This window comes from Hydrogenophaga sp. (assembly GCF_036675665.1).
GTDB lineage: Bacteria > Pseudomonadota > Gammaproteobacteria > Burkholderiales > Burkholderiaceae_C > Hydrogenophaga.
This window is the reverse complement of sequence record NZ_JAKFEO010000007.1, coordinates 400,448-426,207: the sequence shown is the minus strand read 5'-3', so window position 1 is coordinate 426,207 and position 25,760 is coordinate 400,448. Positions and strand designations below refer to the sequence as shown.

Below are 25,760 nucleotides of genomic sequence, written 5' to 3'. Positions count from 1 at the left end.
GGCGCCGCGGGCATGGCCCCGGCGGGCAGCGGGACATAGATTAATCCCACCGGTGCCAGCGAGGCAATGCCCTCCGTCCATATACCGAGCACCGGCCACGCAACCAAGGAGTATTTTTCAATGATCACCGACGCACAGGGTCACACCCTCACCGGCGCCACCGCAGAGGCCGCCACCCACTTTGAGCAGGCCGTCACCGCCTTCAATCTGTACCGCGGCGACCCCATGGCCGCGCTGGAGCGCGCCACCGAAGCCGCGCCAGGTTTCGTCATGGCCCACCTGCTCAAGGCCCATCTGATGGCCATCGCCACGGAACCGGCCGCCGCCGCCGGCGCGCGCGAGCTGCTGCAGGCCACGGCCGGTCTGCCCATGAACGAGCGCGAGCGTTCGCACCGCGCAGCCATCGAGCTCATCCTTCAGGGCGAGTGGTCGGCCGCGGCCATCGCGCTGGATCACCACCACACGCGCCATCCCTTCGACATCGTGGCGCTGCAGGTGGGCCACCTGTGCGACTTTTTCCGCGCCAACGCGCGCAGCCTGCGCGACCGCATCGCGCGCACCCTGCCGCACTGGAGCGCCGAGATGCCGGGCCACTCCATCCTGCTCGGCATGTATGCCTTTGGCCTGGAAGAGTCGGGCCAGTACGCGCAGGCCGAAGACGTGGGGCGCAGCGCGCTCGATGCACAGCCGCTGGACTGCTGGGCCCACCACGCCGTGGCCCACGTGATGGAGATGCAGGCGCGCCACCAGGACGGCATCGGCTGGATGATCGCGCGCGAACCGCACTGGTCGGGCGACGACAACTTCTTCCAGGTGCACAACTGGTGGCACCGCGCGCTGTGCCACCTGGAACTCGGCCAGGCCGATCAGGCGCTGGCGCTGTTTGATGGTCCCATCCGCAGCGGGCGCAGCCAGGTGGCGGTGGACATGGTCGACGCCTCGGCCCTGCTCTGGCGCCTGACGATGAGCGGCGTGGACGTGGGGGGCCGCTGGAACGAGCTCGCCACCGCCTGGGACGCGCATGCCGATGGCGCGCTCTATCCGTTCAACGACTGGCACGCGGCGATGGCCTGGCTGGGCGCGGGCCGTGAGGCCGACGTGGAGCGTCTGCAAGCGGCGCTGCGCGGCGCCCAACGCGATCGGGAAGCCTCGCGCTGGGCGGCCGACACGGGTGCCGATCTGGTGGCCGGCTTCGCCGCGTTCTGGCGGGGCGACCACGAGTCGGCGGTGCAACACCTCCACCGCGCGCGCTTCATTGCCAACAGCTTTGGTGGCAGCCACGCACAGCGCGACGTGATCGACTGGACCCTGACCGAGGCCGCGCTGCGCGGGCGCCGCTTCGGGCTGGCCGAGGCGCTGGCCAACGAACGCCTGGCGTTGCGGCCGCACAGCCCTGTCAACCGCGGCTTCCTGCTGCGCGCCGCCGCCGGGGGCGTGGCAGGCGGTGCGCGCAGTCAGCGCGGTGTGGGCGCGGTGGCCGAGTTCACACTCGATCCGCAACACTGAGCTGCTCGGCCGCCCGTCGCTGGAGGTGACGGGCGGCTAGGTTCGCTATCGAACAGACCCGGCTGCGAGGGGCTGACACACTTTCTCGGCATGTCGGTGAAGACGGTGAGTCGCACGTTCTCGGGCATGCAGCGCAAAGGCTCGCTGCGGGTCGACAAGCGCCGCGTCATCCTGCAGGATGCGGGTGGGTTTTCGCGCCGTTTCGGCGCGCTGCCCCGAACGCGCCGATCTGGCGCACCCGGTCTGTATGCCATCACACGGACAACTGCGTGATCCCGATGCAAGATAGAGGGATGCTTATGCCATTCCCAGCGCGTGCGCGCCACTTCAGGGCAGTGAGCACGCCGGGCCGCTCCCAGGCGCTCGTTCCGGAGCGCGCAGCGCGGAGGGTCGCCCAGTGAGCACGCTTGCGCTTTCAAGGTCGTTGCGCGTGCTCACCGTCAACATCCACAAAGGCTACGACGTCTTCAACAGCCGCTTCGTGCTGCACGAGTTGCGCGAGGCCGTGCGCGCCGTGCAGAGCGACCTGGTGTTCCTGCAGGAGGTGCAGGGCGGCACCGAGGGGCGCAACGCGACCTCGGTGGGCGCGCAATACGAGTTCCTGGCCGACGAGATCTGGCCCGACCATGCCTATGGGCGCAACGCGGTGGCCGAGGGCCTGGACCACGGCAACGCGGTGCTGTCGCACTTTCCTGTGGTGCGCAGCCACAACCACGACATGTCGCTGCCGGGGGTGGAGCCGCGCGGCTTGCTGCACTGCGAAGTGACCCTGCCCGATGGCCTGCCCGCGCTGCACGTGATGTGCGTGCACCTGGGGCTGCGCGAATCGCACCGGCGCCACCAGCTCGCGCGGCTGTGCGAGACCGTGCAGACAGAGGTGCCCGCCGATGCACCGCTGGTGGTGGCCGGCGATTTCAACGACTGGCGCTCGCGCGCCGATGCGCTGCTCGCGCCCAGCGGCCTGCGCGAGGTGTTCAGGGAGGCACACGGTCATCACGTGCGCAGCTTCCCCGCACGCTGGCCGCTGCTGCGGCTGGACCGCATCTATGTGCGAGGTGTCACCGCCGCCCAGCCGCTGCCCATGCCTCGGCGGCCCTGGGCACGGCTGTCCGACCATGCGCCGGTGGCGGCCGAGATCGAAGTGTCGGAGGCACCATGAACCCGCGCTGGGTACCGGGCAACCACATCACCCTCCTGGAGAACGGCGAGGGCTACTTTCCGCGCGTGTTCGAGGTCATCGCCGCGGCCGAGCAAGAGGTGCTGCTGGAGACCTTCATCCTGTTTGACGACAAGGTCGGGCGCGAACTTCAGCAGGCCTTGATGGCCGCGGCCCGGCGTGGTGCCCAAGTGCACGTGCTGATCGACGGCTGGGGATCGCCCGACCTCCCGGCCTCGTTCACGCAGCCCTTGCTCGATGCCGGCGTGCGTCTGCGCAGTTTCGAGCCGGTGCAGCGCCTGTTCGGTGCGCGCATCAACCTGCTGCGGCGCATGCACCACAAGCTGGTGGTGGTCGATGGTCTGCGCGCGTTCGTGGGAGGCATCAACTATTCGATCGACCACCTCCATGAATTCGGGCCTCAGGCCAAGCAGGATTACGCGGTCGAGATCGAAGGTCCGCTGGTGGGGCAGATTCAGGCCTTCTGCCGCGCCAACGTGGACGCGCCGCAGCCAGCGCGCCGCCAGTGGCTTCAGCGCTGGCGTGCCAGCCTGGCGCGCGGCGATGTGGCCGGTGTGCATGAAGACGGCGCGGTGGCCGCGTTCGTCACGCGCGACAACAACGAGCACCGCACCGACATCGAGCGCCATTACCGCGTGGCGGTGCGCAGCGCGCGCCATCGCATCCTGATCGCCAACGCCTACTTCTTCCCCGGCTACCGCCTGCTGCGCGACCTGCGCCAGGCGGCGCGACGGGGGGTGCAGGTCGATCTGGTGCTGCAGGGCCACCCGGACCAGCCCTGGGTGAAACGCGCCACCGAGCTGCTCTACCGGCACCTGCTGCGCGCAGGCATTCGCGTGTACGAGTACAACGAGCGGCCGCTGCACGGCAAGGTGGCGGTGGTAGACGACATCTGGGCCACCGTGGGCTCCAGCAACCTCGACCCGACCAGCCTGAGCTTGAATCTGGAAGCCAACGTGGTGGTGCGCGACGCGGCCTTTGCCCGGCACCTGCGCGAGCGCATCGACCACCTGATGACGCAGAGTTGCGAAAGCGTGCAACGGCCCGCCACGGGGCGCTTGCGCTCGGCCTGGATCGCCGTGCGCAGCATGGTGGTGTTTCATGTGCTGCGGCGTTTTCCCGTATGGGCATCGAAATGGTCGGTGCGCGAACCGAGGGTCGTGCCGATGCATGCCGACGCGCCATGAGTCCGGCGGCTCAGCGGGCCTGGGGATGGTTCAAGCGCATCGCGCCGTGGGCGCTGGCCGCGCTGGTGCTGGCGCTGGTGGTGCGGCAGGCGCACACGGTGGAGTGGCCCGAGGTGTGGCGGGCGCTGCAGGCGCTCACGCTGGCCCAGGGGCTCACGGCAGCGGGCCTGGCGCTGTTGAGCTACGGCCTGTATGCCAGCTTCGACCTGATCGGGCGCCGCCTCACCGGCCACACGCTCTCGATCCCGCGCACGCTCGCCACCGCCGCCATCAGTTATGCGTTCAATCTCAACTTCGGTGCCCTGGTCGGCGGCTTCGGTCTGCGCCTGCGGCTCTACATGCGCGGTGGCCTGTCGGCACCGACGGTGGCCAAGGTCATTGCGCACAGCATGGTGACGAACTGGCTGGGTTACCTCTGGGTGGGTGGTGCCGTGCTGTTGTTCGCCCCGCCCCGGCTCCCCGAGTCGTGGGTGTCGAGCGACCTGGGCCTGCGCGCCAACGGCGCGGCGATGGTGGCGCTGGCGCTGGTCTACCTGGCGCTGTGCATCTGGTCGCGCCAGCGTGAACTGAACTGGCGCGGGCACACCTTGAGCTTGCCCGGCGCGCGCCTGGCCCTGCTGCAGGCGGTGCTGGGTGGCGCCAGCTGGCTGCTGATCGGCGCCATCGTCTGGGGCCTGTTCGGTGGGCGCATCGACTACCCCGCCGTGCTCGGCGCGCTGCTGCTGGCAGCGGTGGCCGGCGTGCTCACACACGTGCCGGCCGGCCTGGGTGTGCTGGAGGCGGTGTTCGTCGCCACGCTGGGCGGCCGCCTGCCCGCCGCCGAGGTGCTGGCCACGGTGCTGGCCTACCGCGCCGCCTACTACCTGCTGCCGCTGGTGTTGGCGCTGCCGGCCTACGCGTGGAGCGAAGCCGCGGCGCGGTCGCGCACCGCGGCGGCTCAGCCCCTGCCCACGAAAGGCATCTGACTGGCCATCACGGTCATGTTCAGCACGTTGGTGGACAGCGGCAGGCCCGCCATGTAGCGCACGGCCTCGGCCACGTGCTGCACGTCCATCATCGGTTCGGTGGCCACCGTGCCGTTGGCCTGGCGCACGCCCTGCGTCATGCGCGCCGAGAGTTCGGTCAGCGCGTTGCCGATGTCGATCTGGCTGCACACGATGTTGAAGTCGCGCCCGTCCAGGGCGATGGTCTTGGTCAGGCCCAGCACCGCGTGCTTGCTCGCGGTGTAGGGGCTGCTGAAAGGGCGCGGCGCATGCGCCGAGATAGAGCCGTTGTTGATGATGCGACCGCCCTGTGGGGTTTGCCGACGCATCAGGCCGAAAGCGGCGCGCGCGCACAGGAACACGCCCGTGATGTTGGTGTCGATCACGTCCTTCCAGCGCTCCAGGGGCAGCTCGTCGATCGGCACGGCCGGTGCATTGACGCCCGCGTTGTTGAACAGCACGTCCAGGCGGCCGTGGCGTTTCTCGATCTGATCGAACAGGGCCTGCACGCTGTGCTCGTCGCGCACGTCGGCCGGGATGGCCCATGCATGCTGGCCGGCGGCCTGGGCCACTTCGGCCACGGCGGCCAGCGGCTCGGGTCGGCGCCCGCTGAGCACGACGTGAAAACCGTCCTTGAGCAAACCGAGTGCCACGGCGCGGCCGATGCCGCTGCCGGCGCCGGTGACCAGCGCAACACGGGGAGAGGGAACTGATGCCATGAAGCTGCCTTCAGATGAGGTGGATGAAGCCAGGGCAGATGGTAGTCGCGCCTGCACCGCTGGCGGCGCAAAGAGATGGGAACGCGCCTTGCTCCTACCGCGTTCCACTTGAATCGACCGGAGCCGTGCCATGACCACATCCCCTGATCACCGCAGAGGCCGTCTGCTATCGGCCACGGCCGTCCTCCTGACCTTGATGGGGCTGGGTTTGCTGGGCGGCGGCGCGTGGCTCGTCGCCCTGGGCGGCTCCTTCTACTACGTGCTGGCCGGTGTGGCCTTGCTGGCGGTGGCGGTGCTGGCATGGCAGGCACGCCCGGCCTCGCTCTGGCTGTACGCGCTGTTCTTCCTGGCCACGCTCGCCTGGAGCCTCTGGGAAGCCAGACTGGCCTGGTGGCCGCTGGCCGCCCGCACCGATGTGTTCTTCCTGCTCGGCCTGCTGATGATCACGCCGTGGGTGGCGCGCTGCTTGCGGCACCACCCTCCGTCCGCCACCCGCGGACCCGATGAACCCCGGCGCTTGCGATGGAATGGCGGACGCGCTGCCCTGGCGGGGGCGCTGGCGCTGTACGCGGGCGTGGCGGTGACCACCTGGGTGGTCGATTTCTCCGCCACCGAAGGCCGTCTTTCCGACGTGTCGCGCCTGCCAGCCGCGAATGGCGACGGGGTGCCGGCCGGCGAATGGCACGCGTATGGGCGCACCGGCCACGGTCAGCGCTACGCGCCGCTCGGCCAGATCACACCGGAGAACGTGGGCCAGCTGGAGGTCGTCTGGCACCACCACACCGGTGACCTGCGCGGCCGGCCGGGCGACCCGGAAGAAACCACCTTCGAAGCGACACCGCTCAAGGTGGGCAACCGCCTGTTTCTGTGCACGCCGCACCAGCAGGCCATTGCGCTGGACGCGACCACCGGGCAGGAGTTGTGGCGGTTCGACCCCAAGGTGCTCTCCCGCCTGGCCCTGCAGCACCAGACCTGCCGGGGGCTGTCGTACTGGCCGGGCAACGGGAACGCCGCACCGCCGGCGGGGGCGGCGGCGCCGGACGCGGCATCGGTTCCTGGCGCCCCCCCTTTGCCCATCGCGGCACAGGACGGCCCCGCCGTGGACGCCTGCACCGGCATGCTCTTCCTGCCCACTGCGGACGGCCGCATCATCGCGCTCGATCCGGCGTCCGGCGCGGTATGCCGCCGCTTCGGCGGCGGCACCGGGCAGATCAACCTCTGGCGCGGCATGCCCAACGTGCGCCTGGGCGGCTACTACTCCACCTCGCCGGTGGTGGCGTCGCAGCGCGTGCTCGTCGTGGGCGGCACGGTGCTCGACAACGTGTCCGTGCGCGAGCCCTCTGGCGTGGTGCGCGGCTTCGACATCCAGACCGGCCAGCTGCTCTGGAACTGGGACCCCGCGCGGCCCGAGGGCGACACCGCGCCCATCCCCGCGGGACAGACCTACGCGGAAAGCTCGCCCAACGTCTGGTCCGTCATGAGCGTGGACGAAGCGCTGGGCCTGGTCTACCTGCCGCTGGGCAATCCGCCGCCCGACCAGTGGGGCGGTCGGCGCAGCGACGCCAGCGAAAAAGTGGGCTCATCGGTGGTGGCGCTGGACCTCGCCACCGGCCGGTTGCGCTGGGTGTTCCAGACCGTGCACCACGACCTGTGGGACTACGACGTGCCCGCGCAGCCGACCCTCGTCGATCTCAACGTGGGCGGTGCGCCGGTGCCCGCGCTGGTGCAGCCCACCAAGCAGGGCGAACTTTTCGTGCTCGACCGACGCACGGGCCAGGCGGTGCACCCGGTGAGGGAGGTGGCCGCGCCGCAGGGCGCCGCCCGTGGCGACCGCACGGCGCCCACCCAGCCGGTGTCCTCGGTGTCGTTCGATCCGCCGCCGCTGACCGGTGCATCCATGTGGGGCGCCACGCCCTTCGACCAACTCGCCTGCCGCATCGCGTTTCACCGGTTGCGCTACGAAGGCCGCTTCACACCGCCCTCGGTCGAGGGCACGCTCGTGTATCCGGGCAACTTCGGCGTCTTCAACTGGGGCGGCATCGCCGTCGATCCCCAGCGCCAGATCGCCTTCACGACGCCGGGCTACCTCGCATTCACGTCACAGCTGGTGCCCCGGCCGGACGACACCACCCTCATGGTGCAGGGCCAGCGCCGGCCCGACGGATCGCTGCCTGCGCTCAACGAGAACTTCGGCGCGCCTTTCGCGGTGAAGCTTGCGGCGTTCACGTCGCCTTTCGGCATACCCTGCCAGGCGCCGCCCTGGGGGTATGTGGCGGGCGTGGACCTCAACAGCGGCCGCATTGCCTGGAGGCACCGCAACGGGACGGTGCGCGACCTGGCACCGGTGCCCCTGCCGTTCAGGATGGGCGTGCCCAGCCTGGGCGGACCATTGCTCACCGCGGGCGGTGTGGCGTTCCTCTCCGGCACGCTGGACGATTACCTGCGTGCCTACGATGTCGCGAGCGGCAAGACCCTCTGGCGCAGCCGCCTGCCCGCGGGCGGGCAGGCCACGCCCATGAGCTATCTCGGCGCGGATGGTCGGCAGTACATCGTGGTGGTGGCGGGTGGACATGGCTCGCTGGGCACCCGGGCAGGTGACTCCGTGATCGCCTATGCGCTGCCGCGACGCTGAGCGCGGCGTCCGGGCCCTGCCGCAAGCGTTGCGGCAAATTGTTCACTGGCGCGGTGCCCGTGCGTGCGTGACTTTGCCGGCGGACTCTTTGAGCACACTGATGCTGCCATCGGCTTCAAGAAAGGCGTACTTCATGTCCTTGAGGTCGCAGTCTGCCTCGCGCAGCGCGCGCTCCACGTCCTCTCTGGGCACATGGTTCTTCTGCAGCGCGTCGGGGTAGAAGCGTCCTTCGCGACCGATGAGCACCGGATCACCCTCGACGACCGACAGCAGCTTCGGGCTTCGCGCCGTCACCGTGGCGACCAGCGCAGGAACGTGCATTGCCCGGAGGCAGCCCGATATTCAACTGAAAAAGGAATGCCCATGAACCCGCAACAATACGCATCGTGCATGGAGGCCTGCATGCGATGTGCCCTTGCATGCCACCATTGTTCCGCCGCGTGCCTGACCGAGGAGCGTGTCGATGCCATGGCGAGATGCATCGCACTGGACATGGACTGCGCTGCGATCTGCGAACTCGCCGCCGCTGCCATGGCCCGCGACAGCGAAAACGCCCATGCCCTGTGCCGGCTGTGCGCCCAGATCTGCGAACTCTGTGGCGACGAATGTGGAAAACACGACATGGACCACTGCCAGGCCTGTGCACAGGAGTGCCGCGCATGCGCTGCCGAGTGTCTGCGGATGCAGGCAGCGGCCGTCTGACCCCTCAGCCACCCCATCGATGCAGCCCACCTGCCGCAACTGCCGGGCAGGTTCGCGGTGGCGCCGGGCTTCTTTGCATGCAGGCGAATGGCTGACCAGGCTCACGCCATGCCGTTGCGCCTGGCGAGTTCGACGAACAGGGCCGAGTGGTCCAGGTCGGCCAGGCCGTGGTCGACCGACCGGGCGTAGAGCTGTTCGAACAAATGGGTGATGGGCGCATCGAACCCGATTTCGCTGGCCGTGGTCAGCGCGTTGCGCATGTCCTTCAGTTGCACGGCCACCGCGGCGCGCTTGGTGAAATCGCGTTCAACCATGCGCTGGCCGTGCACCTGCAGGATGCGGCTGTCGGCAAAGCCGCCGGTGATGGCCTGCTTGACCTTGCCCATGTCGGCGCCGCCTTTCTCGCACAGCAGCAGTGCCTCGGCCACCGCGCCAATGGTGATGCCCACGATCATCTGGTTGGCGAGCTTGGCCAGTTGGCCGGCGCCGTGCGGACCCACATGCACCGGGCGGCCCAGCAACTCGAACAAGGGACGCAAGCGCTCGAACCCGGCAGGCTCACCGCCCACCATGATGGCCAGCGTGCCGGCCTCGGCGCCCACCGTGCCGCCCGAGACGGGTGCGTCCAGGTGGTGCATGCCGGCGGCCTCCAGGCGCGCGGCGTGGTCGCGTGCCTGACGCGGCAGGATGGACGACATGTCGACCACCACGCTGCCCGGGCGCAGGCCGTCCACGGTGCCCTGGGTGAACAACACGTCTTCCACGATGTCGCCGTTTTCGAGCAGGGTGATGACGATGTCGGCCTGGGCCACGGCCTCAGCGGGTGTGTCGGTCACGCGGGCACCAAAGGCTTCCAGGCGCTCGGCCTTGCTGCGCGAGCGGTTCCACGCGCTGACCGTGCAGCCGGCTTCACACAGCCGACGGGCCATGGGAAAGCCCATCAGGCCGATGCCGAGCACGGCCACTTGCAAGGCGGGGGAGGGTGGGGTGGAGGAGGTGGTGTTCACTGAGCGCCTGGAGAAGCATTGAAGGGGATTTCGTGCACAGAATAATGGTGTTTGATGAGCCCGTCAGGACATGCTGACAACGACCTCCATGACACAATGCGCGACCATGGAAAAAACACCTTCGACCGACCCCGTCTGGCTGGACGGTGAGTACAACAACCGGGCGCTGGTGCCCGAGCACGCCGAGCATTTCAAGCGTTGGGCCGAAAGCTCGGCGCAGACCCGACAGAGCAGCCGTTCACTGCTCGACGTGAGCTACGGTCACGGCCCCGGCGAGACGCTGGACATCTTTCCCGCACCGCGCAAGGCGGGAGCGCCGCTGGCGCCGGTGATGCTGTTCATCCACGGCGGCTATTGGCGCAGCCTGGACAAGTCCGACCATTCCTTCATCGCACCCGCGTTCACGAAGCACGGGGCCTGCGTGGTGGTGCCCAACTACGCGCTGTGCCCCGCTGTCACCATTCCGGACATCGTGATGCAGATGGTGCAGGCCCTGGCCTGGACGTTCCGCCACATCGCCGCGCACGGGGGTGATCCGCACCGCATCTCGGTGGTGGGCCACTCGGCGGGTGGGCATCTCGCCGCCATGATGCTGGCTTGCGAATGGCAGCGCGTGGGTGACGATCTGCCCGAAGCGCTGGTGAAGAACGCGCTCTCCATCTCGGGCCTGTACGACCTGGAGCCGGTGCGGCTCACGCCGTTCGTGCAGTCGTCCTTGAAACTGACGCCGGCGCAGGTGAGGAAGGCCAGCCCGGCGCTGTTGCCTGCACCATGGCTGCGCGAAGGCAGGGGTCGGCTCTACGCGGTCGCTGGCGCCGATGAGAGCAGCGAGTTCCTGCGGCACAACCGCCTCATTCAGCAGGCCTGGGGATTGGAGGTGGTGCCGGTGTGCGAGGCCCTGCCGGGGCTCAACCACTTCAGCATTGTTGAGGCCTTGGCGCAGCCTGGGCATCGGCTGCATGGGTTGGCTCGGGAACTGCTGGCGGTTTGACGGGTTTTCTCCGGGGGCTCCGGTCATCGGCGGCCATGGGGCACGGCTCCGCGAATGTCCCCCGGGGCCTTTGGCCCCTCCTCCTTTATTTCGCTGCGCCGTGCCCCATGGCCGCCGATGACCTCGTTGGCACTCGTCACATGGGCGCGCAAGCATCACTTCAGGCTCGTGGATGCATGGTGCTCTGCGCAGCGAAATAAAGGGGGAGGACCGGCGCAGCCGGGCCGGAGGACATTCGCGGAGCAGAGTGCCATGCGTCCGCGAGCCACGCGAGGTGGTTGAGCGAAAGATCTCCCAACCCCGTCACATCAACAAATGCTCTCCCGCGTTGTCTCCACCCAGGATCACGTAGTTCACCTTGCGCACGTCCATCAGCTTGGTGCCACCCGAATAGCTGATCGAGCTCTGCACGTCCTGCTCCATCTCCACCAGCGTGTCGGCCAGCTTGCCCTTGATGGGCTCCAGAATGCGCTTGCCTTCCACGTGCTTGTATTCACCCTTGTTGAAATCGCTGGCCGAGCCGTAGTACTCCTTGTAGAGCACACCATCCACCTCCACCGTCTGGCCCGGTGACTCTTCGTGGCCCGCGAACAGCGAGCCGATCATCACCATCGAGGCACCGAAGCGCACGCTCTTGGCGATGTCGCCATGGCTGCGAATGCCACCGTCGGCAATGATGGGCTTGGTCGCCACGCGCGCACACCACTTCAGCGCGCTGAGCTGCCAGCCGCCGGTGCCAAACCCGGTCTTGAGCTTGGTGATGCAGACCTTGCCCGGACCCACACCCACCTTGGTTGCGTCCGCGCCCCAGGTCTCCAGGTCGATCACCGCTTCCGGCGTGGCCACGTTGCCCGCGATCACGAACGACGACGGCAGCTTCTCCTTGAGGTAGCCGATCATGTTCTTCACGCTGTCGGCGTGGCCGTGCGCGATGTCGATGGTGATGTATTCGGGCGCCAGGCCCTCGGCCACCAACTGGTCCACCGTGGCGTAGTCGGGCGCCTTCACGCCCAGCGAGATCGAGGCGTACACACCGTGGGCGCGCATGTCGCGCACGAACTTCAGGTTGTCCAGATCGAAGCGGTGCATCACGTAGAAGTAACCGTGCTTGGCCAGCCAGACGCAGATGGACTCGTCCACCACCGTCTTCATGTTGGCCGGCACCACCGGCAGCCGGAACTTGCGACCACCCAGCTCCACGCCGGCGTCGCATTCCGAGCGGCTCTCCACGCGGCACTTGCGCGGCAGCAGCAGGATGTTGTCGTAGTCGAATATCTCCATGAGAACCAGGCTCCAGAAAACTGTTGTTGAACAGGGAGAGCGCTTGGCTTGGGCCCGGCCTTTCTGGATCGCCCAAAAAGAAACCGGGCGCAAGAATCTTGGGCCCGGTGACTGATTCTAGGCGCCTTGAACGGCTCGCGGGCGACTTTGCATGCCCCCGATCCAATATGGCCTGCATACGCATGACCGTATACCGCCCGCAATGCAGGGTGCTTCCTACAATCGAACCATGTTGTTTGAAGAATCCGTCGCCCCGTCCCCGCTGCTCGCGGGCCTCAATGCCGAACAGGCCGCCGCCGTCATGCTCCCGGCCGAGCATTCGCTCATCCTGGCGGGGGCGGGCTCGGGCAAGACGCGCGTGCTCACCACCCGCATCGCCTGGCTGCTGCAGACCGGCCAGGTCACGCCCGGCGGTGTGCTCGCGGTCACCTTCACCAACAAGGCCGCCAAGGAAATGATGACGCGGCTCTCCAGCATGCTGCCGGTGAACGTGCGCGGCATGTGGATCGGTACCTTCCACGGACTGTGCAACCGCTTCCTGCGCGCGCACCACAAGCTGGCCAACCTCCCGGCCACGTTCCAGATTCTGGATACACAGGACCAGCTCTCGGCCATCAAGCGCCTGTGCAAGCAGTTCAACGTGGACGACGAGCGTTATCCCCCGAAGCAGATCCAGTACTTCATCAGCGGCTGCAAGGAAGACGGCCAGCGCCCGCGCGACGTGGTGGCTCGCGACGAGGAGACGCGCAAGAAGGTCGAGCTCTACGGGCTCTACGAAGAACAGTGCCAGCGCGAGGGCGTGGTGGACTTCGGCGAGCTCATGCTGCGCAGCTACGAAGTGCTGCGCGACAACGACCCGGTGCGCGAGCACTACCAGCGGCGCTTCCGCCACATCCTGATCGACGAGTTCCAGGACACGAACCGCCTGCAGTACGCCTGGATCAAGATGTTCAGCGCCCCGCCACTCGAAGGCCTGCCGGGTTCGGGCAACGCGGTGTTCGCGGTGGGCGACGACGACCAGAGCATCTATGCCTTTCGCGGCGCGCGCGTGGGCAACATGGCCGACTTCGTGCGCGAGTTCAACGTGCGCCACCAGATCAAGCTGGAGCAGAACTACCGCAGCTGCAGCAACATCCTCGACTCGGCCAACGAACTCATCAGCCACAACACGAACCGCCTGGGCAAGAACCTGCGCACCGACGCCGGGGCCGGCGAGCCGGTGCGGGTGCATGAGGCCACGAGCGACTTCGCCGAAGCGCAGTGGATGGTCGACGAGATGAAGCAGCTTGCGCGCGAAGGGGTGCCCAAGGTGGAGATGGCCGTGCTCTACCGCAGCAATGCGCAAAGCCGCGTGGTGGAAACCGCGTTGTTCAACGCGGCCATGCCCTACCGCGTGTACGGCGGCCTGCGGTTTTTCGAGCGCGCCGAGATCAAGCACGCGCTGGCCTACCTGCGCCTGCTGGAAAACGCCAACGACGACACCAGCTTTCTGCGCGTGGTGAACTTTCCGCCGCGCGGCATCGGCGCGCGCAGCATCGAACAACTGCAGGACGTGGCCCGCACCTCGGGCTGCTCGCTGCACGACGCGGTGAGCGCGGTGACTGGCCGCGCCGGCGTGGCCATCGGCGCCTTCGTGGCCAAGCTCGATGTGCTGCGCGAGCAATCCGAAGGCATGACGCTCTCCGAGATCATCGAGCTGGTGCTCGATCACAGCGGCCTGGTGGAGCACTACCGGGCCGAGCGCGAAGGGCAGGACAGGGTGGAGAACCTGGAGGAACTGGTGAGTGCGGCCAAGAGCTTCGTGGGCATCGAAGGCTTTGGCCGCGATGCTGTGGCGCGCACGGCGGATGCCCAGGGACAGCCGCTCACCCAGAGCCCGGCCAGCCAGGGGCTGGACGCCTCGTTGCCGGTGCTGGACGAACCGCTGGCGCCCGACGCCGAGACCGGCGAGACCATGAGCCCGCTCGCGGCTTTCCTCACCCACGCTGCACTCGAATCGGGCGACAACCAGGCGCAGGCCGGGCAGGACGCGGTGCAGCTCATGACGGTGCACGCCGCCAAGGGGCTGGAGTTCGACGTGGTGTTCATCACCGGCATGGAAGAGGGCCTGTTCCCGCACGAGAATTCGATGAGCGACCGCGATGGGCTGGAAGAAGAGCGCCGCCTGATGTACGTGGCGATCACGCGCGCGAGGAAGCGGCTGTATCTCAGCCACTCTCAGACGCGCATGTTGCACGGCCAGACGCGCTACAACATGAAGAGCCGCTTCTTCGACGAGTTGCCCGAAGCCTGCCTGAAATGGCTCACGCCGCAGCAGCCGGCCTGGGGTGCGCCGGGTGGCGCGGGCGGTGGGGGTGGCCAGTGGCAGAACGGACGGCGCTTTGGCGCAGCGCCCGCGCTGCAACCATCGTGGTCACCCGGCTTCAACGACAGGGGCGACCCCAAAGGTCTGGGCCAGAACGCGCCCGAACCCGACCGCGGCACCGACATCAAGGCCGGCATGGCCGTGTTCCACAACAAGTTCGGCGAGGGCAAGGTCTTGTCCATCGAAGGCGCGGGCGATGACGCCCGCGCACAAGTGAACTTCAGCCGGCACGGTACGAAATGGCTCGCGCTCAGCGTCGCGAAGCTCACCCCAATCACCTGATCGCTCAGGTCCCGATCACGCCGCCGTCGTTTTTCGTGATGACGATGGTTGCGGAACGGGGGCGCTGACCCGCGCCGTAACCCGCGTTCGCGGGCCAGCGGCTCTCGTATTTGGCAGGGTCGTTCACGTCCGCCATCTTCGTGTTTTCGCCTGCGTGCTGAATGTTCACGAAGATCGCGCGGCCGTCAGGCGTTTCGGTGATGCCGGTGATCTCCGCGCCCCTGGGTCCGACCAGGAAGCGCTTGAGCGTGGCCGGTGTCTGCGGCTTGCCCATGTGAGTGGTCACCTGCTTGTCGCCATGGGTCAGTGTCTTGCTCGCGCCGTCGCCGCGCTGGCCGGGCAGGGCAGCGAGCAGCATGCAGTTGGTCTTGTCGGTGTAGGCGCCGTCGTCGGTCTGGATCCAGCACACGCCGGTGGCCTTGCTGAACACCAGCCCGTCCGGTGAGGACAGGTCGTTGTCTTCGGTGAGGTTGGAGAGGTTCACGCTGGCCTTGTCGGCGTCGGCTTCCGAAGCGAACAGGTAGATGTCCCACAGGAACGCAGCGTCTGCCGGCGCCTTCTCGGCCATGCGAACGATGTGGCCGTGCACGTTGCCTTTCTGCTCCTTGCCGGCCTTCAGGTCGGTGTACACGCGCGGGTTGGCGCTGTCCACGGTGGCCACGGTGCGCGCGCTGTTGTTGGTGAGGGTGATGTAGACCTCGCCATTCTTCGGGTTCACGCCGCCCCACTCGGGTCGGTCCATTCGCGTGGCGCCCACCGCGTCGGCGGCCAGGCGGGTGAAGACGGCGATGTCGGCTTCGCTCTTGAACTCGAAGTACGAGCTGCCGGCGATCACGGGGTTGTCCATCGACAGCTCCAGCCACTCGCCGGTGCCGTCGCCCTTGAAGCGCGCGACGAAGAGCGTGCCCTTGTCGAGGTACTTGTCGCCTGCGGCGAGGCGGTTGGCCGGCTTGGCATCGACCGGGTCCCACTTCGCGGCCGAGACAAATTTGTAGATGTATTCGCCGCGCGCGTCGTCGCCCATGTAGGCCACCACCGGCTGGCCGGCACTCACGCGCGCGAAGGTCGCGTTCTCGTGGCCCATGCGGCCCAGCGCGGTGCGCTTGCGCAGCGCGGTGGTCTTGTCGTGGGGGTCGATCTCGACGATGTAGCCGAACGTGTTCATCTCATTGCGGAAGTCGTCCTTGGCGCTGGCACCCACGGCGCTGTTGTTCCAGCGCGTGTAGGTGTCGGCGCTGCCACCGCTTTCCCAGCCGTGGCGGCTGGCCGCGCCGGCCTTGCGGCCGTAGCGGTTGAGGGCCTGCACCTGCTTGTCCTTCTTGCGTGCGTCGTCATCCTTCGCGTCGCGGAAGAAGTAGCCGAACCAGTTCTCTTCGCCCGAGATGAACGTGCCCCAGGGCGTGCGACCGGTGCCGCAGTTGTTGAGCGTGCCGCGCGCCTGCGTGCCGTCAGGGCTGAACTTCGTCACCAGGTGCTCGCTGCCGCGCGCCGGGCCGTGGATGGCCACCGGTGTCATGGTCGTCACGCGGCGATTGAACGCCGAGCCCGGCTTCGTGGCCCAGGCCTTGCCATCGCTCTGCACCTCGACCACCGAGAGACCGTGGATCATGAGTTCCTTGTCGACCTCGGCAGCCGGACGGGGCAGGGTGGAGGTGCCGCCATTGGCGTGGATGAAGAAAGAGCTGAGCTTTTCGTCGGTGGTGGCTTCGTGGTTCATGGCCAGCAGGCCGCGCGATGCGAAGCTGTCCGACGGTTGGCCCGCCGCGTCCAGGCCGAACCATTCGATGCCGTCGTGGTGGTCACCGGCGCGGTTGCCGAAGTCGGCGTCCGTGCCGTCATTCTTGTAAGCGGGCGTGCTGGCGGTGAGCGGGTCGCCCAGCGCGTAGATGACGCGCGCGGTGTAGCCGTCGGGCACGGTGACGCGGTCGGCCATGGTCTTGGCCACGGGCGTGAATCCGAGTGCGTGGACTGGCGCGACAGGCCCCGCCATGGTGGAGCAACCACCGAGGGCAGCGGCGCCACCCAGGGCGGCGGTGCCACGCAGCAGACCGCGACGGCTCAGGCGGGCTTGCAGCACGGTGTCGAACGCGGGGTTGTTGCTGGTGTTGGAGTCTTCGTCGTTGAATTGGGCGGTGGGGCGGATGTTGTCGTGGGACATGCTGATGACCTTGGGTGAATGAATCACCGCGGATCATGTGCAAGTCGTGTGAAAGTCTGGTGACAACCCCGGGGGGTACTCAGACTTGGTGCCCCACCACGCCAAGCATCAGCCGACCTGGGCACGCCGCCACGCGGCAGGCGGCTGGCCCACCAGCCGCTTGAAGGCGCGCGCGAAGGCGGCTTCGGAGTCGTAGCCCACCTCCTGCGCCACAGCGGCCACCTTGGACTGCCCCTGGCGCAGCAGCCCCGCACCCAGCTGCATGCGCCAGTTCGTCAGGTATTGCATCGGCGCCTGCCCGGTCAACTCAACGAAGCGCTCGTGCAGGGCCGAGCGCGACAGTCCGACCTGCCGCCCCAGTTCCTCGACGCTCCAGGGGTCTGACGGACGTTCATGCATCAGCGAGATGGCCTGGCCAACGTGCCGGTCGCGCAGGGCGCCCAGCCATCCCGCCGACCCCGGTGGCAGCGATTCGAGGTAGCGCCGAGCGGCATCGACAAACACAAACTCGCTGGCGCGCTCCAGGATGGCGGCGCTGCCGGCGCGGCGCTCGCGTGACTCCGCCACCGCCTGGTCCAGCAGCTGCGTCGTCCATGCCCCCAAGGCCCCGGCGCGCAGGTGCAACTGGGGTGGCAGGGCGTTGATCAGCGGGTTGAACGGCTTCATGTCGCAGGCCACGAAGCCGCACACCACCACCGTGCGCGCATCGTCAGCGGGGCCGGGCAGGCCGGGCCGCAGCACGCCCCGGTGGTAGGCCACGGCGATTGGCTTGGGGTCGTTGCGTGTCTCGTAGCGCCAGTTGCTCTGATCCTCCGACGCATGCAGGCCGGGCGCGCTCGAAATCACGTGGCCGTCTCCGCGCGGAAACATGATGATGTCGCCGGCGGCCAGCCGCACCGGCGCCTGGCCGTCAGAGGCAGCCCAACCATCTCCCTTGACCACCAGGTGGTAGGCCAGCACGTGATCGGCGCCCGGCATGAGGGCCCCGGCCAGCATCGGCGAAGGCGGCGTTTCGGCAGCCCACTCGCCGTCGAAGCTCACGTAATAAAAGATGGCGCCCCGCAAGCGCACGCTGCGCAACACATCGGACAAGGGGTCGTGGCTCATTGAGTGCCTCCGATCGTGCGGTTTCGATCAAGTCGCGCGGACGCACGGCAAAGGCGCGGCGGTGCGCGCCGCCAATGGCGGACGCGCGAGCAAATATGCCGAACAGAAAGTGAAGCGTCAACGGCCACGGTTTTTGAGAATGGATTCGTCGGCGCAACCCGCGCCGATGCACCTCGAACACCCATCCTCAGGAGACACCATGAACACCGTCATCGACAAGCCCGCCATCGACTTCACCGCCATCAAGCAGCGCCAGCAGGCCACATGGGCCAGCGGTGACTACGCCGCCGTCGGCACCACCTTGCAGATCGTCGGCGAGACGCTCGCCGAAGCCGCCGACGTGCGTGCCGGCCAGGCTGTGCTCGACGTGGCCGCCGGCAATGGCAATGCCTCGCTGGCCGCCGCGCGCCGCTACGCGAAGGTCACCTCCACCGACTACGTGCAGGCGCTGCTGGACAAGGGACGCGCTCGTGCAGAGGCCGAACACCTGCCGGTGCAGTTTCAGCTGGCGGATGCCGAGGCACTGCCCTTTGCCAACGCCAGCTTCGATGCTGTGCTGTCCACCTTTGGCGTCATGTTCACGCCGGACCACCACCGCTCCGCGAGCGAGATGCTGCGCGTGCTGCGCCCGGGTGGCCGCATCGCCCTGGCGAACTGGACGCCCGCTGGCTTCATCGGCCGCCTGTTCAAGGTGATCGGTGCCCATGTGCCCCCACCAGCGGGCGTGCAGTCGCCCGCGCTGTGGGGCACCGAGCCGCACATCGTCGAGCTGTTCGGTACCCAGGCCGCTCAGATCGAATGCCAGCGCCGGCACTTCAACTTCCGCTACCACTCGGCGAGCCACTTCGTGTCGGTGTTCCGCGAGTTCTACGGCCCAACCCACAAGGCCTTCGCGGCGCTCGACGCCGCCGGTGCGCAGTCGCTCGAGCGTGCCATCACGGCCTTGCTCGACGAGTTGAACGTTGCCGGTCCCGACTCGCTGGTCGTGCCCAGCGAGTACCTCGAGATCGTGGTCACCAAACACTGAAGCGATCCACTCGTCTAAGGAAATCACCATGAAGACCCGTAACTTGATAGTCCACCTCGCCGTGCCACTCGCTGGCGCCATGTTCACCATCCTGGCCTCACCCGCGCGGGCCGATGTCATCACCGACTGGAACCAGCGCTCCGCGCAGATCGTTGGCGAGGCGCGCATCGGTACGCCGCCCGCTGTGCGCGTGATGGCGCTGGTGCAGACCGCCGCCTTTGAGGCAGCGCGCGAAGCCACGCGCGCGCCATCGGCACCATCGCATTCGGTGGACGCGGCGGTGGCAGGCGCCCACCGCGCCACGCTGACGCAGCTGCTCCCGGCGCAACGCGCGGCCATCGAAGCCGCCGTGCAGGCGGCTGTGGCAGCCCTGCCGGACGATGCAAGCCGGGCGGCGCACCTGGCGGCCGGTGAGCGCGCTGCGCAGCGCGTGCTGGCCGGGCGCACCGGCGACATGCCGGGCGGGGCCGATGCCTACCGCCCCCACACCACGCCGGGCGCGTACGTGCCCACCGCAGCCCCGGCCGTGCCCCAATGGCCGCAGCGCAAGCCCTGGCTGCTGCAGCACGCCGACCAGTTCCGCCCGGGGCCACCGCCGGCGCTGAGCAGCGCGCGCTGGGAACGCGACTACAACGAGATGAAGGCGCTGGGGGGCCGTGACAGCAAGCAGCGCAGCGCGGAACAAACCGAGGTCGGGCGCTTCTGGGACTACTCGCTGCCGGCGATCTACCACGGCGTGGTGCGCTCGGTGGCGCTGCAGCCCGGTCGCGATGTGCTGGCCAACGCGCGGCTCTTCGCGGTGGTCGCGCAGGCCATGGACGACGCGCTGATTGCGGTGATGGATGCCAAGTACCACCACAACTTCTGGCGCCCCGTCACGGCGATCCGCAACGGCGACCTCGATGGAAACGATGGCACCGAGCGCGATGCCGGCTGGACACCACTCATCGACACGCCGATGCACCCCGAGTACCCCTGCGCGCACTGCATCCTGGCTGGCACCGTGGCCACGGTGCTGAACGCCGAAGGCCGCAAAGGGCCGCTGCCCGTGCTCAGCACCACCAGCGCCACGCTGCCCGGCGTCGTGCGCCGCTGGAACACGCCCGACGACTTCATGCACGAGGTGGCGCAGGCGCGCATTGTCGGTGGCGTTCACTACCGCAACTCCACCGAGGTGGGCATGGCCATGGGCCAGCGCATCGGCGAATGGGCACTGCAGCGCAGCGCAGTGGCGGAACAATGATTCGCACCCAGGAGACCAACATGAGCGGACACATCCTGGAAGCCGACTACGTGATCGTCGGCGCGGGCGCCGTGGGCATGGCCATGGCCGACACGCTGACGGCGGAGACCTCGGCCACGGTCGTCATCGTGGACCGGCGCGCCAAGCCCGGCGGCCACTGGAACGACGCCTACCCCTTCGTGCGCCTGCATGGCCCCTCGGTCACCTACGGCGTGAATTCGATGCCGCTGGGCAGCGGCCGCATCGACCAGGTCGGTCTGAACGCCGGGCTCAACGACCTGGCCAGCGGCGCCGAGATCTGCGCCTACTACGACCGCGTGATGCAGGAGCACCTGTTGCCCAGCGGCCGCGTGGCCTGGCTGCCGCTGCACGACGTGGATGAGGACGGCTGGGCCATCTCGCTGGTGAATGGCCAGCGAAGGCGCCTGGTGGCCCGGCGGCGCTGGGTGGACGCGACGCAGGCGGACACCCAGGTGCCCGCCACCCACGGGCCGCGCTTCGCGGTGGCCGAGGGGGTGACCTGCCTGACGCCGACCGAACTCACGCAGTGGCGGCAGCCTGCTGCCGGCCACGTGATCGTCGGCGGCGGCAAGACGGCGATGGACACCGCCTTGTGGCTGCTGGATCACGGCGTGGAACCCGATGCCATCACCTGGATCCGTCCGCGCGAGGCCTGGCTGCTCAACCGTGCCAACGTGCAGCCCACGGCACCATTCGCCCACCAGACGCTGGCCGCCATCGTGGCCGAACTCGAGGCCGCGCGCGATGCGACTTCGCTGCCGGATTTGTTCACCCGCCTGGAAGCGGCGCGACTGCTGCAACGCATCGACCCATCGGTGCAACCCACGATGTACCGCTGCGCCATCGTCAGCGAGGCCGAACTGGCACAGCTGCGCAGGATCAAGAACGTTGTGCGCATGGGCCATGTGCAGGCCATCGAGATCGATCGCATCGTGCTGGAGCATGGCGAGATCGCGACCTCGGCCCGCCACGTGCACGTGCACTGCAGCTCGACCGGATTGCCGCGCGGTCCCGTGCAAGCGGTGTTCCAGGGCCAGCGCATCGTGCCGCAGTACGTGCGCCGGTGCTCGCCCACCTTCAGCGCCGCCTTCATCGCGCACCTCGAAGCAACGATTGACGACGAGCACGAGAAGAACGCCCTGTGCGAACCCGTGCTGGTTCCGGAGGTGCCGCTCGACTGGCTGCGCATGCACCTGCAAACGGCAAAAAACCAGTTGCGCTGGTCGCAGCGCGGGGAGTTGCAGGACTGGTTGCGCCGTTCCCGGCTGGAGGCTTACACGGGTTTGTTCGCGCGGATGCAGGGCCAGGCAGACCCTGCCTGGGACGCCTTGCAGTCGAAGCTGAGACAGGTGCGCGGACCGGGGCTTGAACGCATGGCCGAACTGCTCCGCGCTGCCAACGGTGCGCAAGGTCAGGGTAGCGTGGCTTCACCGGCAGGTGAGCCGCTCAAGAAGCGATCTCGTGAGCCTTTGCCTGTCGAGGTTCGGAGCACATCGGAAAAGCCGGTGTTTTGACAGTCTGCAAGGTGACGTGCGTGATGTCGAACTCGCGGTGCAACTGTTCGGTGACCTTCTGAAGAAATGCATCGTCCGCAGGGCCCTCGGGCATCACCAGGTGCGCGGTGAGTGCGATCCTGTTGGTGCTCATGGCCCAGATGTGCAGGTCGTTCACCCGACTGACGCCGGGCTGGTTCGCCAGGCAGTCGTGCACGGCCTTTGGATCGATGTTGTCCGGCACTCCGTCGAACAGCAAGTGCAGCGCCTGTTTGAACAGATTTCCAGTGCCGACCAGGATCACCGCCGCTATCAACAGGCTGGCCACCGGGTCCAGCCAGACCCAGCCCATCCACAAGGTGAGCGCCCCAGCCACCACCACACCGGCCGACACCAGCGCATCGGCAGCCATGTGCAGAAACGCGCCGCGAATGTTGAGGTCGGACTTGCCATCCTGCATGAACAAGAGGGCCGTGATCGTGTTGACCACGATGCCGATCCCGGCCACGACCATGATGGTCGCTCCTTCGGCGCTCGCCAGCGGATCGGGCGATGTGATCCGCCCCACCGCTTCCCAGACCAGGGCACCCATGGCCATCAGCAGGAGCAGGGCGTTGGCGAAGGCTGCCAGGATGGTGCCGCGCTGCCAGCCATAGGTGTGCCGCGGGTTTGGGCGCAGCCGGCTGGCCAGCGCGGCGCCCCAGGCCAGCACCAGCCCCGCCACGTCGCTCAGGTTGTGCCCGGCGTCGGCCAGCAAAGCCAGGGAATTGATCCTCCAGCCGTAGAAGGCCTCGATGGCCACGAACATGATGTTCAGCGCAATGCCGATGGCAAACGCCCGGTTGAACTCCGTGGGAGCGTGATCGTGGTTGTGATCGGTGCTCATCTCAACGCCGCCGCAGCGAGCCCCGCAGATCGGTGCCGGGCGACACGGTGTTGAACACGGTGCCGTATTTCCTGACGTTGTCGTGCAGCAATGCCAGTCGTTGATCGGTTTCGTCGGTGTCCAGCGCAATTTCGGCGCTTTTGCAGCGCGACAGGCTGCCGTGCGCGTCTACCCGCCGGGATTCGACATGAAACGTCATCTTGGGCGTGTTGGTCATGGTGTTGGATCTTCCAGCGTTTCAAACATCGATCAGCGCGATCATGCTGTTGCAATTGGCACATCCTGTGCCGCCTTGATGTCCATTGTTCACTCCTGTTCCATTTCGAGATAGGTGCGGTTGACCAGTTGGGGGATCCACACGTCGGCGTGTTTCAAGTCCGCATAGGGCGCGGCGTTGAACGTCTTGACGGCAGCGCCGATGTCGGTGCCGTCCTGCACGGCGCGGCCCACGTGCTGACGCAAGGCCCTGAGCAGGTCGCGGGTGTCGGCACGCGCATTCGCCAGCGTCGTCACGTCACCATGCCCCGGCACGATCACGGCGGGTTGAAGCTCGTCGATCACCGCAAACGATTCGAGCCAGGTTCGGGTCTTACTCACCGCGTTCATGCCCAGCACGCGGTTGACGTAGACCACATCCCCACTGAACAGCACGTTCTGGCCCGGCAACCACACCAGGCTGTCACCGGGCGTGTGGCCGCCCCCGCGGTGCTTTCCCTCGATCACGACGCCACCGAACTCCAGCCGCGTGTCGGGGGTGGTCAGCCAGCGGGTTGGCAGCAGGGGCACGGTCCCATCGAGTCCTTCTTTCAGCACGGGCTTGAGCGCATTCATCTGCTCCAGCGCACGCGCCTTCATGTCGGCCTGTGCGTTGGCGTGGGCGATGAGTTCGGCTCCGTGCGTCGCGAAGTAGCCGTTGCCCAGCCAGCGGTGGTCCTGCCCGCCGGTGTTGATCACCCACTTGATGGGCTGCGGCGTGACCTTGCGCGCCGCTGCAGCGATCTGCCGGGCCGACTGGAAGCTCGCGCCGCTGTCGATGAGCACTGCGCCAGCTGGCGTCACGATCAGGCCGATGTTGGCGTTCAGGCCCTCGTTGTCATAACTGCGGCCCTCCAGATCGCCAATGTGGGCGTAGACGCCGTCGGCCACGGGGTGGAAGTCCACTTCAACGGCGTTTGCTGTTCCCAGGCCAGTGACCAGCAGGCTGGCGGCCGTGCACGTGGCGAGCCAGCTTCGAATGCGTGTGTTCATGGAGCATTTTTTTGTTGAGGGAGTCGGGGGCTCAGAGCACCGCGTTGAACACGAAGCCCACCAGCAGGATGCCACCGGAGACCACCGCCACGAAGATGGCGATCAGCCGCATCTTGAGCACCTTGCGCAGGATGATCATCTCGGGCAAAGCGCGATCACGCTCATCATGAAGGCCAGCACGGTGCCCTGCGTCTTCACCGCCGCCCAGCCACTTTCGATCCGCTCGGCCAGGGTAGCGCCCGCATCAGCAGGTGCAAAGGGCTCGCTCGACCGATGCGCAACGGCATGCGGATCGGCCGTCAGTGCTCTGCCACTTCGCCGTGATCGGGGCGCCTTGATCTGCGTCAACCTGAGGGCAGGGCGATCGGCGCAAGCTGGCGACAAGGTTCGATCAGGCAGCGATGTGACCTGGCAGCAGAGGGGCATCCATTGAAGTTCAAGGACTACTACGCAATTCTGGGCGTGGCGCGTGACGCCGGCGCCGAGGACATCAAGAAGGCGTATCGAAAGCTTGCGCGCAAGTACCATCCGGACGTGAGCAAGGAGAAGGATGCGTCCGCGCGCATGAGCGAGATCAACGAGGCCAACGCCGTGTTGTCCGATGTCGAGAAGCGCGCCGCCTACGACGCCATTGGCACTGGCCGCCACGCTGGCGAAAGCTTCACGCCTCCACCGGACTGGGACGCCGGCTTCGAGTTCAGGGGCCGCGGCGCAGAGGGCGCTGACCACAGCGATTTTTTTGAAGAGCTGTTTGGCCGCATGGGGCGGCAAGCCCGCCAGCAAACCCATGGTGCTCAGGGGTCGGCCAGTTTCAGTGATCGCGGCGAGGATCACCACGCCAAGATATTGCTCGACATCGAAGACGCGTGGCGGGGCGCGCGGCGCCGGTTGACGCTCAAGTCCCCGCAGATCGATGCTCAGGGCCGCGTAGAACTGGTTGAACGAACCCTGGAAGTCTCGATCCCGCCTGGGGTGAAGGCGGGCCAGCTGATCCGCCTGGCGGGTCAGGGTTCACCAGGGCAAGCCGGTGCTTCAGCCGGCGATTTGTTCCTCGAAGTGCATTTTCGGCCGCATCAACGTTTTCATGTCGAGGGCGCGGACCTGATCATGGCGCTGCCGCTGGCACCCTGGGAGGCTGCACTCGGCGCGGTGGTTCCGGTGCTCTTGCCCAGTGGCAGTTCGCTCAAGGTCCGCGTGCCCGCCGGGACACAGAGCGGGCAGACGATCACGGTGCGGGGCAAGGGGCTGCCCGCCAAAACGCCTGGCGATCTGGACCTGAAGGTGATGGTGGTCTTGCCCAGCGCGCACGATCCGCGCGCCAAGGAACTTTACGACCAGATGGCCAGCACGTTGCCCGACTTTGACGCTCGCAAGGTTCATGCGGCCGAGCGAGAGCGACAGGCCCAAGGAGGTTCATGATGGAACAGGAAATCTCGCGCGTGCAGGTGGTGCTGGACGAGACCTGGCTGGAGATGGGGCAGCTGTGCCGAATGGCCGGCGTGACCGAGCTGTGGGTGTGCCAGCGGATGGAAGATGGCCTGCTGGCGCCCACAGTGCGGGAACCCACCGAGCCCCCCCGATTCAATGCAGACGATCTTCGACGGGTGCGGCGCATGGCCAGTCTGGAGCGCGACTTCGACGCCGTGCCCGAACTGGCTTCGCTGGTCGCCGAGCTGGAACAGGAGATCGCTGTCCTGCGAGAAAAACTTCGGCGCCTGGGCGGCTGAAGCTGATCACAAGGCGGC

23 protein-coding genes are annotated in these 25,760 nt (G+C 67.5%); 14 read left to right on the top strand and 9 right to left on the bottom strand.

Features of this window, described 5'->3' with window-relative positions; genetic code table 11:
• The first annotated feature begins 120 nt into the window (after window positions 1-120).
• From V6M63_RS04735 to V6M63_RS04715, 5 genes are all read left to right on the top strand, one after another.
• Window positions 121-1,506 (top strand): tetratricopeptide repeat protein, encoded by a 1,386-nt coding sequence (locus V6M63_RS04735; protein ID WP_332739943.1) that lies wholly within the window; start codon window positions 121-123, stop codon window positions 1,504-1,506.
• A gap of 90 nt (window positions 1,507-1,596) precedes the next feature.
• On the top strand, window positions 1,597-1,779 hold the full coding sequence (locus V6M63_RS04730; RefSeq protein WP_332739941.1) for a hypothetical protein: 183 nt from the start codon (window positions 1,597-1,599) through the stop codon (window positions 1,777-1,779).
• Window positions 1,780-1,936: 157 nt separating this feature from the next.
• Window positions 1,937-2,665, top strand: coding sequence for an endonuclease/exonuclease/phosphatase family protein (locus V6M63_RS04725; protein ID WP_332739939.1), 729 nt, complete (start codon window positions 1,937-1,939; stop codon window positions 2,663-2,665).
• The gene (gene clsB / locus V6M63_RS04720) at window positions 2,662-3,870 is read left to right on the top strand and encodes a cardiolipin synthase ClsB (RefSeq protein ID WP_332739938.1); all 1,209 of its coding nucleotides are present in this window, start codon (window positions 2,662-2,664) and stop codon (window positions 3,868-3,870) included. Before V6M63_RS04725 ends, clsB begins: the two co-directional genes overlap by 4 nt.
• Window positions 3,867-4,835 (top strand): lysylphosphatidylglycerol synthase domain-containing protein, encoded by a 969-nt coding sequence (locus V6M63_RS04715; RefSeq protein ID WP_332739936.1) that lies wholly within the window; start codon window positions 3,867-3,869, stop codon window positions 4,833-4,835. The genes clsB and V6M63_RS04715 overlap by 4 nt, the downstream gene beginning before the upstream one ends.
• Here V6M63_RS04715 and V6M63_RS04710 read toward each other — a convergent pair.
• Window positions 4,808-5,572, bottom strand: a complete 765-nt coding sequence (locus tag V6M63_RS04710) for an SDR family oxidoreductase (protein WP_332739935.1) — start codon at window positions 5,570-5,572, stop codon at window positions 4,808-4,810. The two genes, V6M63_RS04715 and V6M63_RS04710, sit on opposite strands and share 28 nt — an antisense overlap.
• A gap of 130 nt (window positions 5,573-5,702) precedes the next feature.
• Here V6M63_RS04710 and V6M63_RS04705 point away from each other — a divergent pair, with 130 nt between their 5' ends.
• Window positions 5,703-8,204: a membrane-bound PQQ-dependent dehydrogenase, glucose/quinate/shikimate family gene (locus V6M63_RS04705; RefSeq protein ID WP_332739933.1), complete on the top strand. Its 2,502-nt coding sequence runs from the start codon at window positions 5,703-5,705 to the stop codon at window positions 8,202-8,204.
• A gap of 42 nt (window positions 8,205-8,246) precedes the next feature.
• Here the strand turns inward: V6M63_RS04705 and V6M63_RS04700 are convergent, their stop codons facing one another.
• On the bottom strand, window positions 8,247-8,525 hold the full coding sequence (locus V6M63_RS04700; RefSeq protein WP_332739931.1) for a YetF domain-containing protein: 279 nt from the start codon (window positions 8,523-8,525) through the stop codon (window positions 8,247-8,249).
• Window positions 8,526-8,672: 147 nt separating this feature from the next.
• Here V6M63_RS04700 and V6M63_RS04695 point away from each other — a divergent pair, with 147 nt between their 5' ends.
• Window positions 8,673-8,906 carry a four-helix bundle copper-binding protein gene (locus V6M63_RS04695; protein ID WP_442909536.1) on the top strand — a complete coding sequence of 78 codons (234 nt, stop codon included), beginning with the start codon at window positions 8,673-8,675 and terminating at the stop codon, window positions 8,904-8,906.
• A gap of 101 nt (window positions 8,907-9,007) precedes the next feature.
• Here V6M63_RS04695 and V6M63_RS04690 read toward each other — a convergent pair whose 3' ends face one another.
• Complete coding sequence (locus tag V6M63_RS04690; protein WP_332739927.1) at window positions 9,008-9,913, bottom strand: NAD(P)-dependent oxidoreductase; 906 nt, start codon at window positions 9,911-9,913, stop codon at window positions 9,008-9,010.
• 106 nt (window positions 9,914-10,019) lie between these two features.
• Between V6M63_RS04690 and V6M63_RS04685 the strand changes: the two genes are divergently transcribed.
• Window positions 10,020-10,904, top strand: a complete 885-nt coding sequence (locus tag V6M63_RS04685) for an alpha/beta hydrolase (protein ID WP_332739925.1) — start codon at window positions 10,020-10,022, stop codon at window positions 10,902-10,904.
• A 303-nt stretch (window positions 10,905-11,207) separates the two neighbouring features.
• Here the strand turns inward: V6M63_RS04685 and V6M63_RS04680 are convergent, their stop codons facing one another.
• Window positions 11,208-12,185, bottom strand: a complete 978-nt coding sequence (locus V6M63_RS04680; protein WP_332739923.1) for a GMP reductase — start codon at window positions 12,183-12,185, stop codon at window positions 11,208-11,210.
• A gap of 229 nt (window positions 12,186-12,414) precedes the next feature.
• On the opposite strand from V6M63_RS04680, the gene V6M63_RS04675 reads away from it, so the two are divergent.
• Window positions 12,415-14,832, top strand: a complete 2,418-nt coding sequence (locus V6M63_RS04675; RefSeq protein ID WP_332739921.1) for a UvrD-helicase domain-containing protein — start codon at window positions 12,415-12,417, stop codon at window positions 14,830-14,832.
• 4 nt (window positions 14,833-14,836) lie between these two features.
• Here the strand turns inward: V6M63_RS04675 and V6M63_RS04670 are convergent, their stop codons facing one another.
• Together V6M63_RS04670 and V6M63_RS04665 are read right to left on the bottom strand one after the other, a co-directional pair.
• Window positions 14,837-16,990 carry a PhoX family protein gene (locus V6M63_RS04670; protein WP_332739919.1) on the bottom strand — a complete coding sequence of 718 codons (2,154 nt, stop codon included), beginning with the start codon at window positions 16,988-16,990 and terminating at the stop codon, window positions 14,837-14,839.
• A 108-nt stretch (window positions 16,991-17,098) separates the two neighbouring features.
• Window positions 17,099-18,097 carry an AraC family transcriptional regulator gene (locus tag V6M63_RS04665; RefSeq protein WP_332739918.1) on the bottom strand — a complete coding sequence of 333 codons (999 nt, stop codon included), beginning with the start codon at window positions 18,095-18,097 and terminating at the stop codon, window positions 17,099-17,101.
• Window positions 18,098-18,296: 199 nt separating this feature from the next.
• On the opposite strand from V6M63_RS04665, the gene V6M63_RS04660 reads away from it, so the two are divergent.
• Genes V6M63_RS04660 through V6M63_RS04650 form a run of 3 tightly spaced genes read left to right on the top strand, consistent with a single transcriptional unit; the run spans window position 18,297 to window position 21,902 of the window.
• A complete protein-coding gene (locus V6M63_RS04660) occupies window positions 18,297-19,124 on the top strand; it encodes a class I SAM-dependent methyltransferase (protein WP_332739916.1) in 828 nt (275 codons plus the stop codon).
• Between the two features lie 28 nt (window positions 19,125-19,152).
• Window positions 19,153-20,367, top strand: a complete 1,215-nt coding sequence (locus V6M63_RS04655; RefSeq protein ID WP_332739914.1) for a vanadium-dependent haloperoxidase — start codon at window positions 19,153-19,155, stop codon at window positions 20,365-20,367.
• A 20-nt stretch (window positions 20,368-20,387) separates the two neighbouring features.
• Window positions 20,388-21,902, top strand: a complete 1,515-nt coding sequence (locus tag V6M63_RS04650; RefSeq protein ID WP_332739912.1) for an NAD(P)-binding protein — start codon at window positions 20,388-20,390, stop codon at window positions 21,900-21,902.
• Here the strand turns inward: V6M63_RS04650 and V6M63_RS04645 are convergent.
• From V6M63_RS04645 to V6M63_RS04635, 3 genes are all read right to left on the bottom strand, one after another.
• A complete protein-coding gene (locus V6M63_RS04645; protein WP_332739910.1) occupies window positions 21,835-22,767 on the bottom strand; it encodes a cation diffusion facilitator family transporter in 933 nt (310 codons plus the stop codon). The two genes, V6M63_RS04650 and V6M63_RS04645, sit on opposite strands and share 68 nt — an antisense overlap.
• Before the next feature lies 1 nt (window position 22,768).
• Window positions 22,769-22,984: a hypothetical protein gene (locus tag V6M63_RS04640; RefSeq protein WP_332739908.1), complete on the bottom strand. Its 216-nt coding sequence runs from the start codon at window positions 22,982-22,984 to the stop codon at window positions 22,769-22,771.
• A gap of 89 nt (window positions 22,985-23,073) precedes the next feature.
• The gene (locus V6M63_RS04635) at window positions 23,074-24,015 is read right to left on the bottom strand and encodes an MBL fold metallo-hydrolase (protein WP_332739906.1); all 942 of its coding nucleotides are present in this window, start codon (window positions 24,013-24,015) and stop codon (window positions 23,074-23,076) included.
• A gap of 429 nt (window positions 24,016-24,444) precedes the next feature.
• On the opposite strand from V6M63_RS04635, the gene V6M63_RS04630 reads away from it, so the two are divergent.
• Together V6M63_RS04630 and V6M63_RS04625 are read left to right on the top strand one after the other, a co-directional pair.
• Complete coding sequence (locus V6M63_RS04630; RefSeq protein WP_332739904.1) at window positions 24,445-25,434, top strand: DnaJ C-terminal domain-containing protein; 990 nt, start codon at window positions 24,445-24,447, stop codon at window positions 25,432-25,434.
• On the top strand, window positions 25,431-25,742 hold the full coding sequence (locus V6M63_RS04625) for a chaperone modulator CbpM (protein WP_332739902.1): 312 nt from the start codon (window positions 25,431-25,433) through the stop codon (window positions 25,740-25,742). Before V6M63_RS04630 ends, V6M63_RS04625 begins: the two co-directional genes overlap by 4 nt.
• Window positions 25,743-25,760 lie beyond the last annotated feature (18 nt).

Excerpts from the sequence above, each read along its gene's own strand:
- V6M63_RS04715 (WP_332739936.1), top strand. The coding sequence starts at position 3,867 with ATGAGTCCGGCGGCTCAGCGGGCCTGGGGATGGTTCAAGCGCATCGCG.
- V6M63_RS04675 (WP_332739921.1), top strand. The coding sequence starts at position 12,415 with ATGTTGTTTGAAGAATCCGTCGCCCCGTCCCCGCTGCTCGCGGGCCTC.
- V6M63_RS04645 (WP_332739910.1), bottom strand. The coding sequence starts at position 22,767 with ATGAGCACCGATCACAACCACGATCACGCTCCCACGGAGTTCAACCGG.
- V6M63_RS04660 (WP_332739916.1), top strand. The coding sequence starts at position 18,297 with ATGAACACCGTCATCGACAAGCCCGCCATCGACTTCACCGCCATCAAG.
- V6M63_RS04640 (WP_332739908.1), bottom strand. The coding sequence starts at position 22,984 with ATGACCAACACGCCCAAGATGACGTTTCATGTCGAATCCCGGCGGGTA.
- V6M63_RS04695 (WP_442909536.1), top strand. The coding sequence starts at position 8,673 with ATGGCGAGATGCATCGCACTGGACATGGACTGCGCTGCGATCTGCGAA.
- V6M63_RS04710 (WP_332739935.1), bottom strand. The coding sequence starts at position 5,572 with ATGGCATCAGTTCCCTCTCCCCGTGTTGCGCTGGTCACCGGCGCCGGC.
- V6M63_RS04685 (WP_332739925.1), top strand. The coding sequence starts at position 10,020 with ATGGAAAAAACACCTTCGACCGACCCCGTCTGGCTGGACGGTGAGTAC.
- V6M63_RS04625 (WP_332739902.1), top strand. The coding sequence starts at position 25,431 with ATGATGGAACAGGAAATCTCGCGCGTGCAGGTGGTGCTGGACGAGACC.
- V6M63_RS04650 (WP_332739912.1), top strand. The coding sequence starts at position 20,388 with ATGAGCGGACACATCCTGGAAGCCGACTACGTGATCGTCGGCGCGGGC.
- V6M63_RS04680 (WP_332739923.1), bottom strand. The coding sequence starts at position 12,185 with ATGGAGATATTCGACTACGACAACATCCTGCTGCTGCCGCGCAAGTGC.
- V6M63_RS04735 (WP_332739943.1), top strand. The coding sequence starts at position 121 with ATGATCACCGACGCACAGGGTCACACCCTCACCGGCGCCACCGCAGAG.
- V6M63_RS04730 (WP_332739941.1), top strand. The coding sequence starts at position 1,597 with ATGTCGGTGAAGACGGTGAGTCGCACGTTCTCGGGCATGCAGCGCAAA.
- clsB (WP_332739938.1), top strand. The coding sequence starts at position 2,662 with ATGAACCCGCGCTGGGTACCGGGCAACCACATCACCCTCCTGGAGAAC.
- V6M63_RS04670 (WP_332739919.1), bottom strand. The coding sequence starts at position 16,990 with ATGTCCCACGACAACATCCGCCCCACCGCCCAATTCAACGACGAAGAC.
- V6M63_RS04665 (WP_332739918.1), bottom strand. The coding sequence starts at position 18,097 with ATGAGCCACGACCCCTTGTCCGATGTGTTGCGCAGCGTGCGCTTGCGG.
- V6M63_RS04655 (WP_332739914.1), top strand. The coding sequence starts at position 19,153 with ATGAAGACCCGTAACTTGATAGTCCACCTCGCCGTGCCACTCGCTGGC.
- V6M63_RS04635 (WP_332739906.1), bottom strand. The coding sequence starts at position 24,015 with ATGAACACACGCATTCGAAGCTGGCTCGCCACGTGCACGGCCGCCAGC.
- V6M63_RS04705 (WP_332739933.1), top strand. The coding sequence starts at position 5,703 with ATGACCACATCCCCTGATCACCGCAGAGGCCGTCTGCTATCGGCCACG.
- V6M63_RS04700 (WP_332739931.1), bottom strand. The coding sequence starts at position 8,525 with ATGCACGTTCCTGCGCTGGTCGCCACGGTGACGGCGCGAAGCCCGAAG.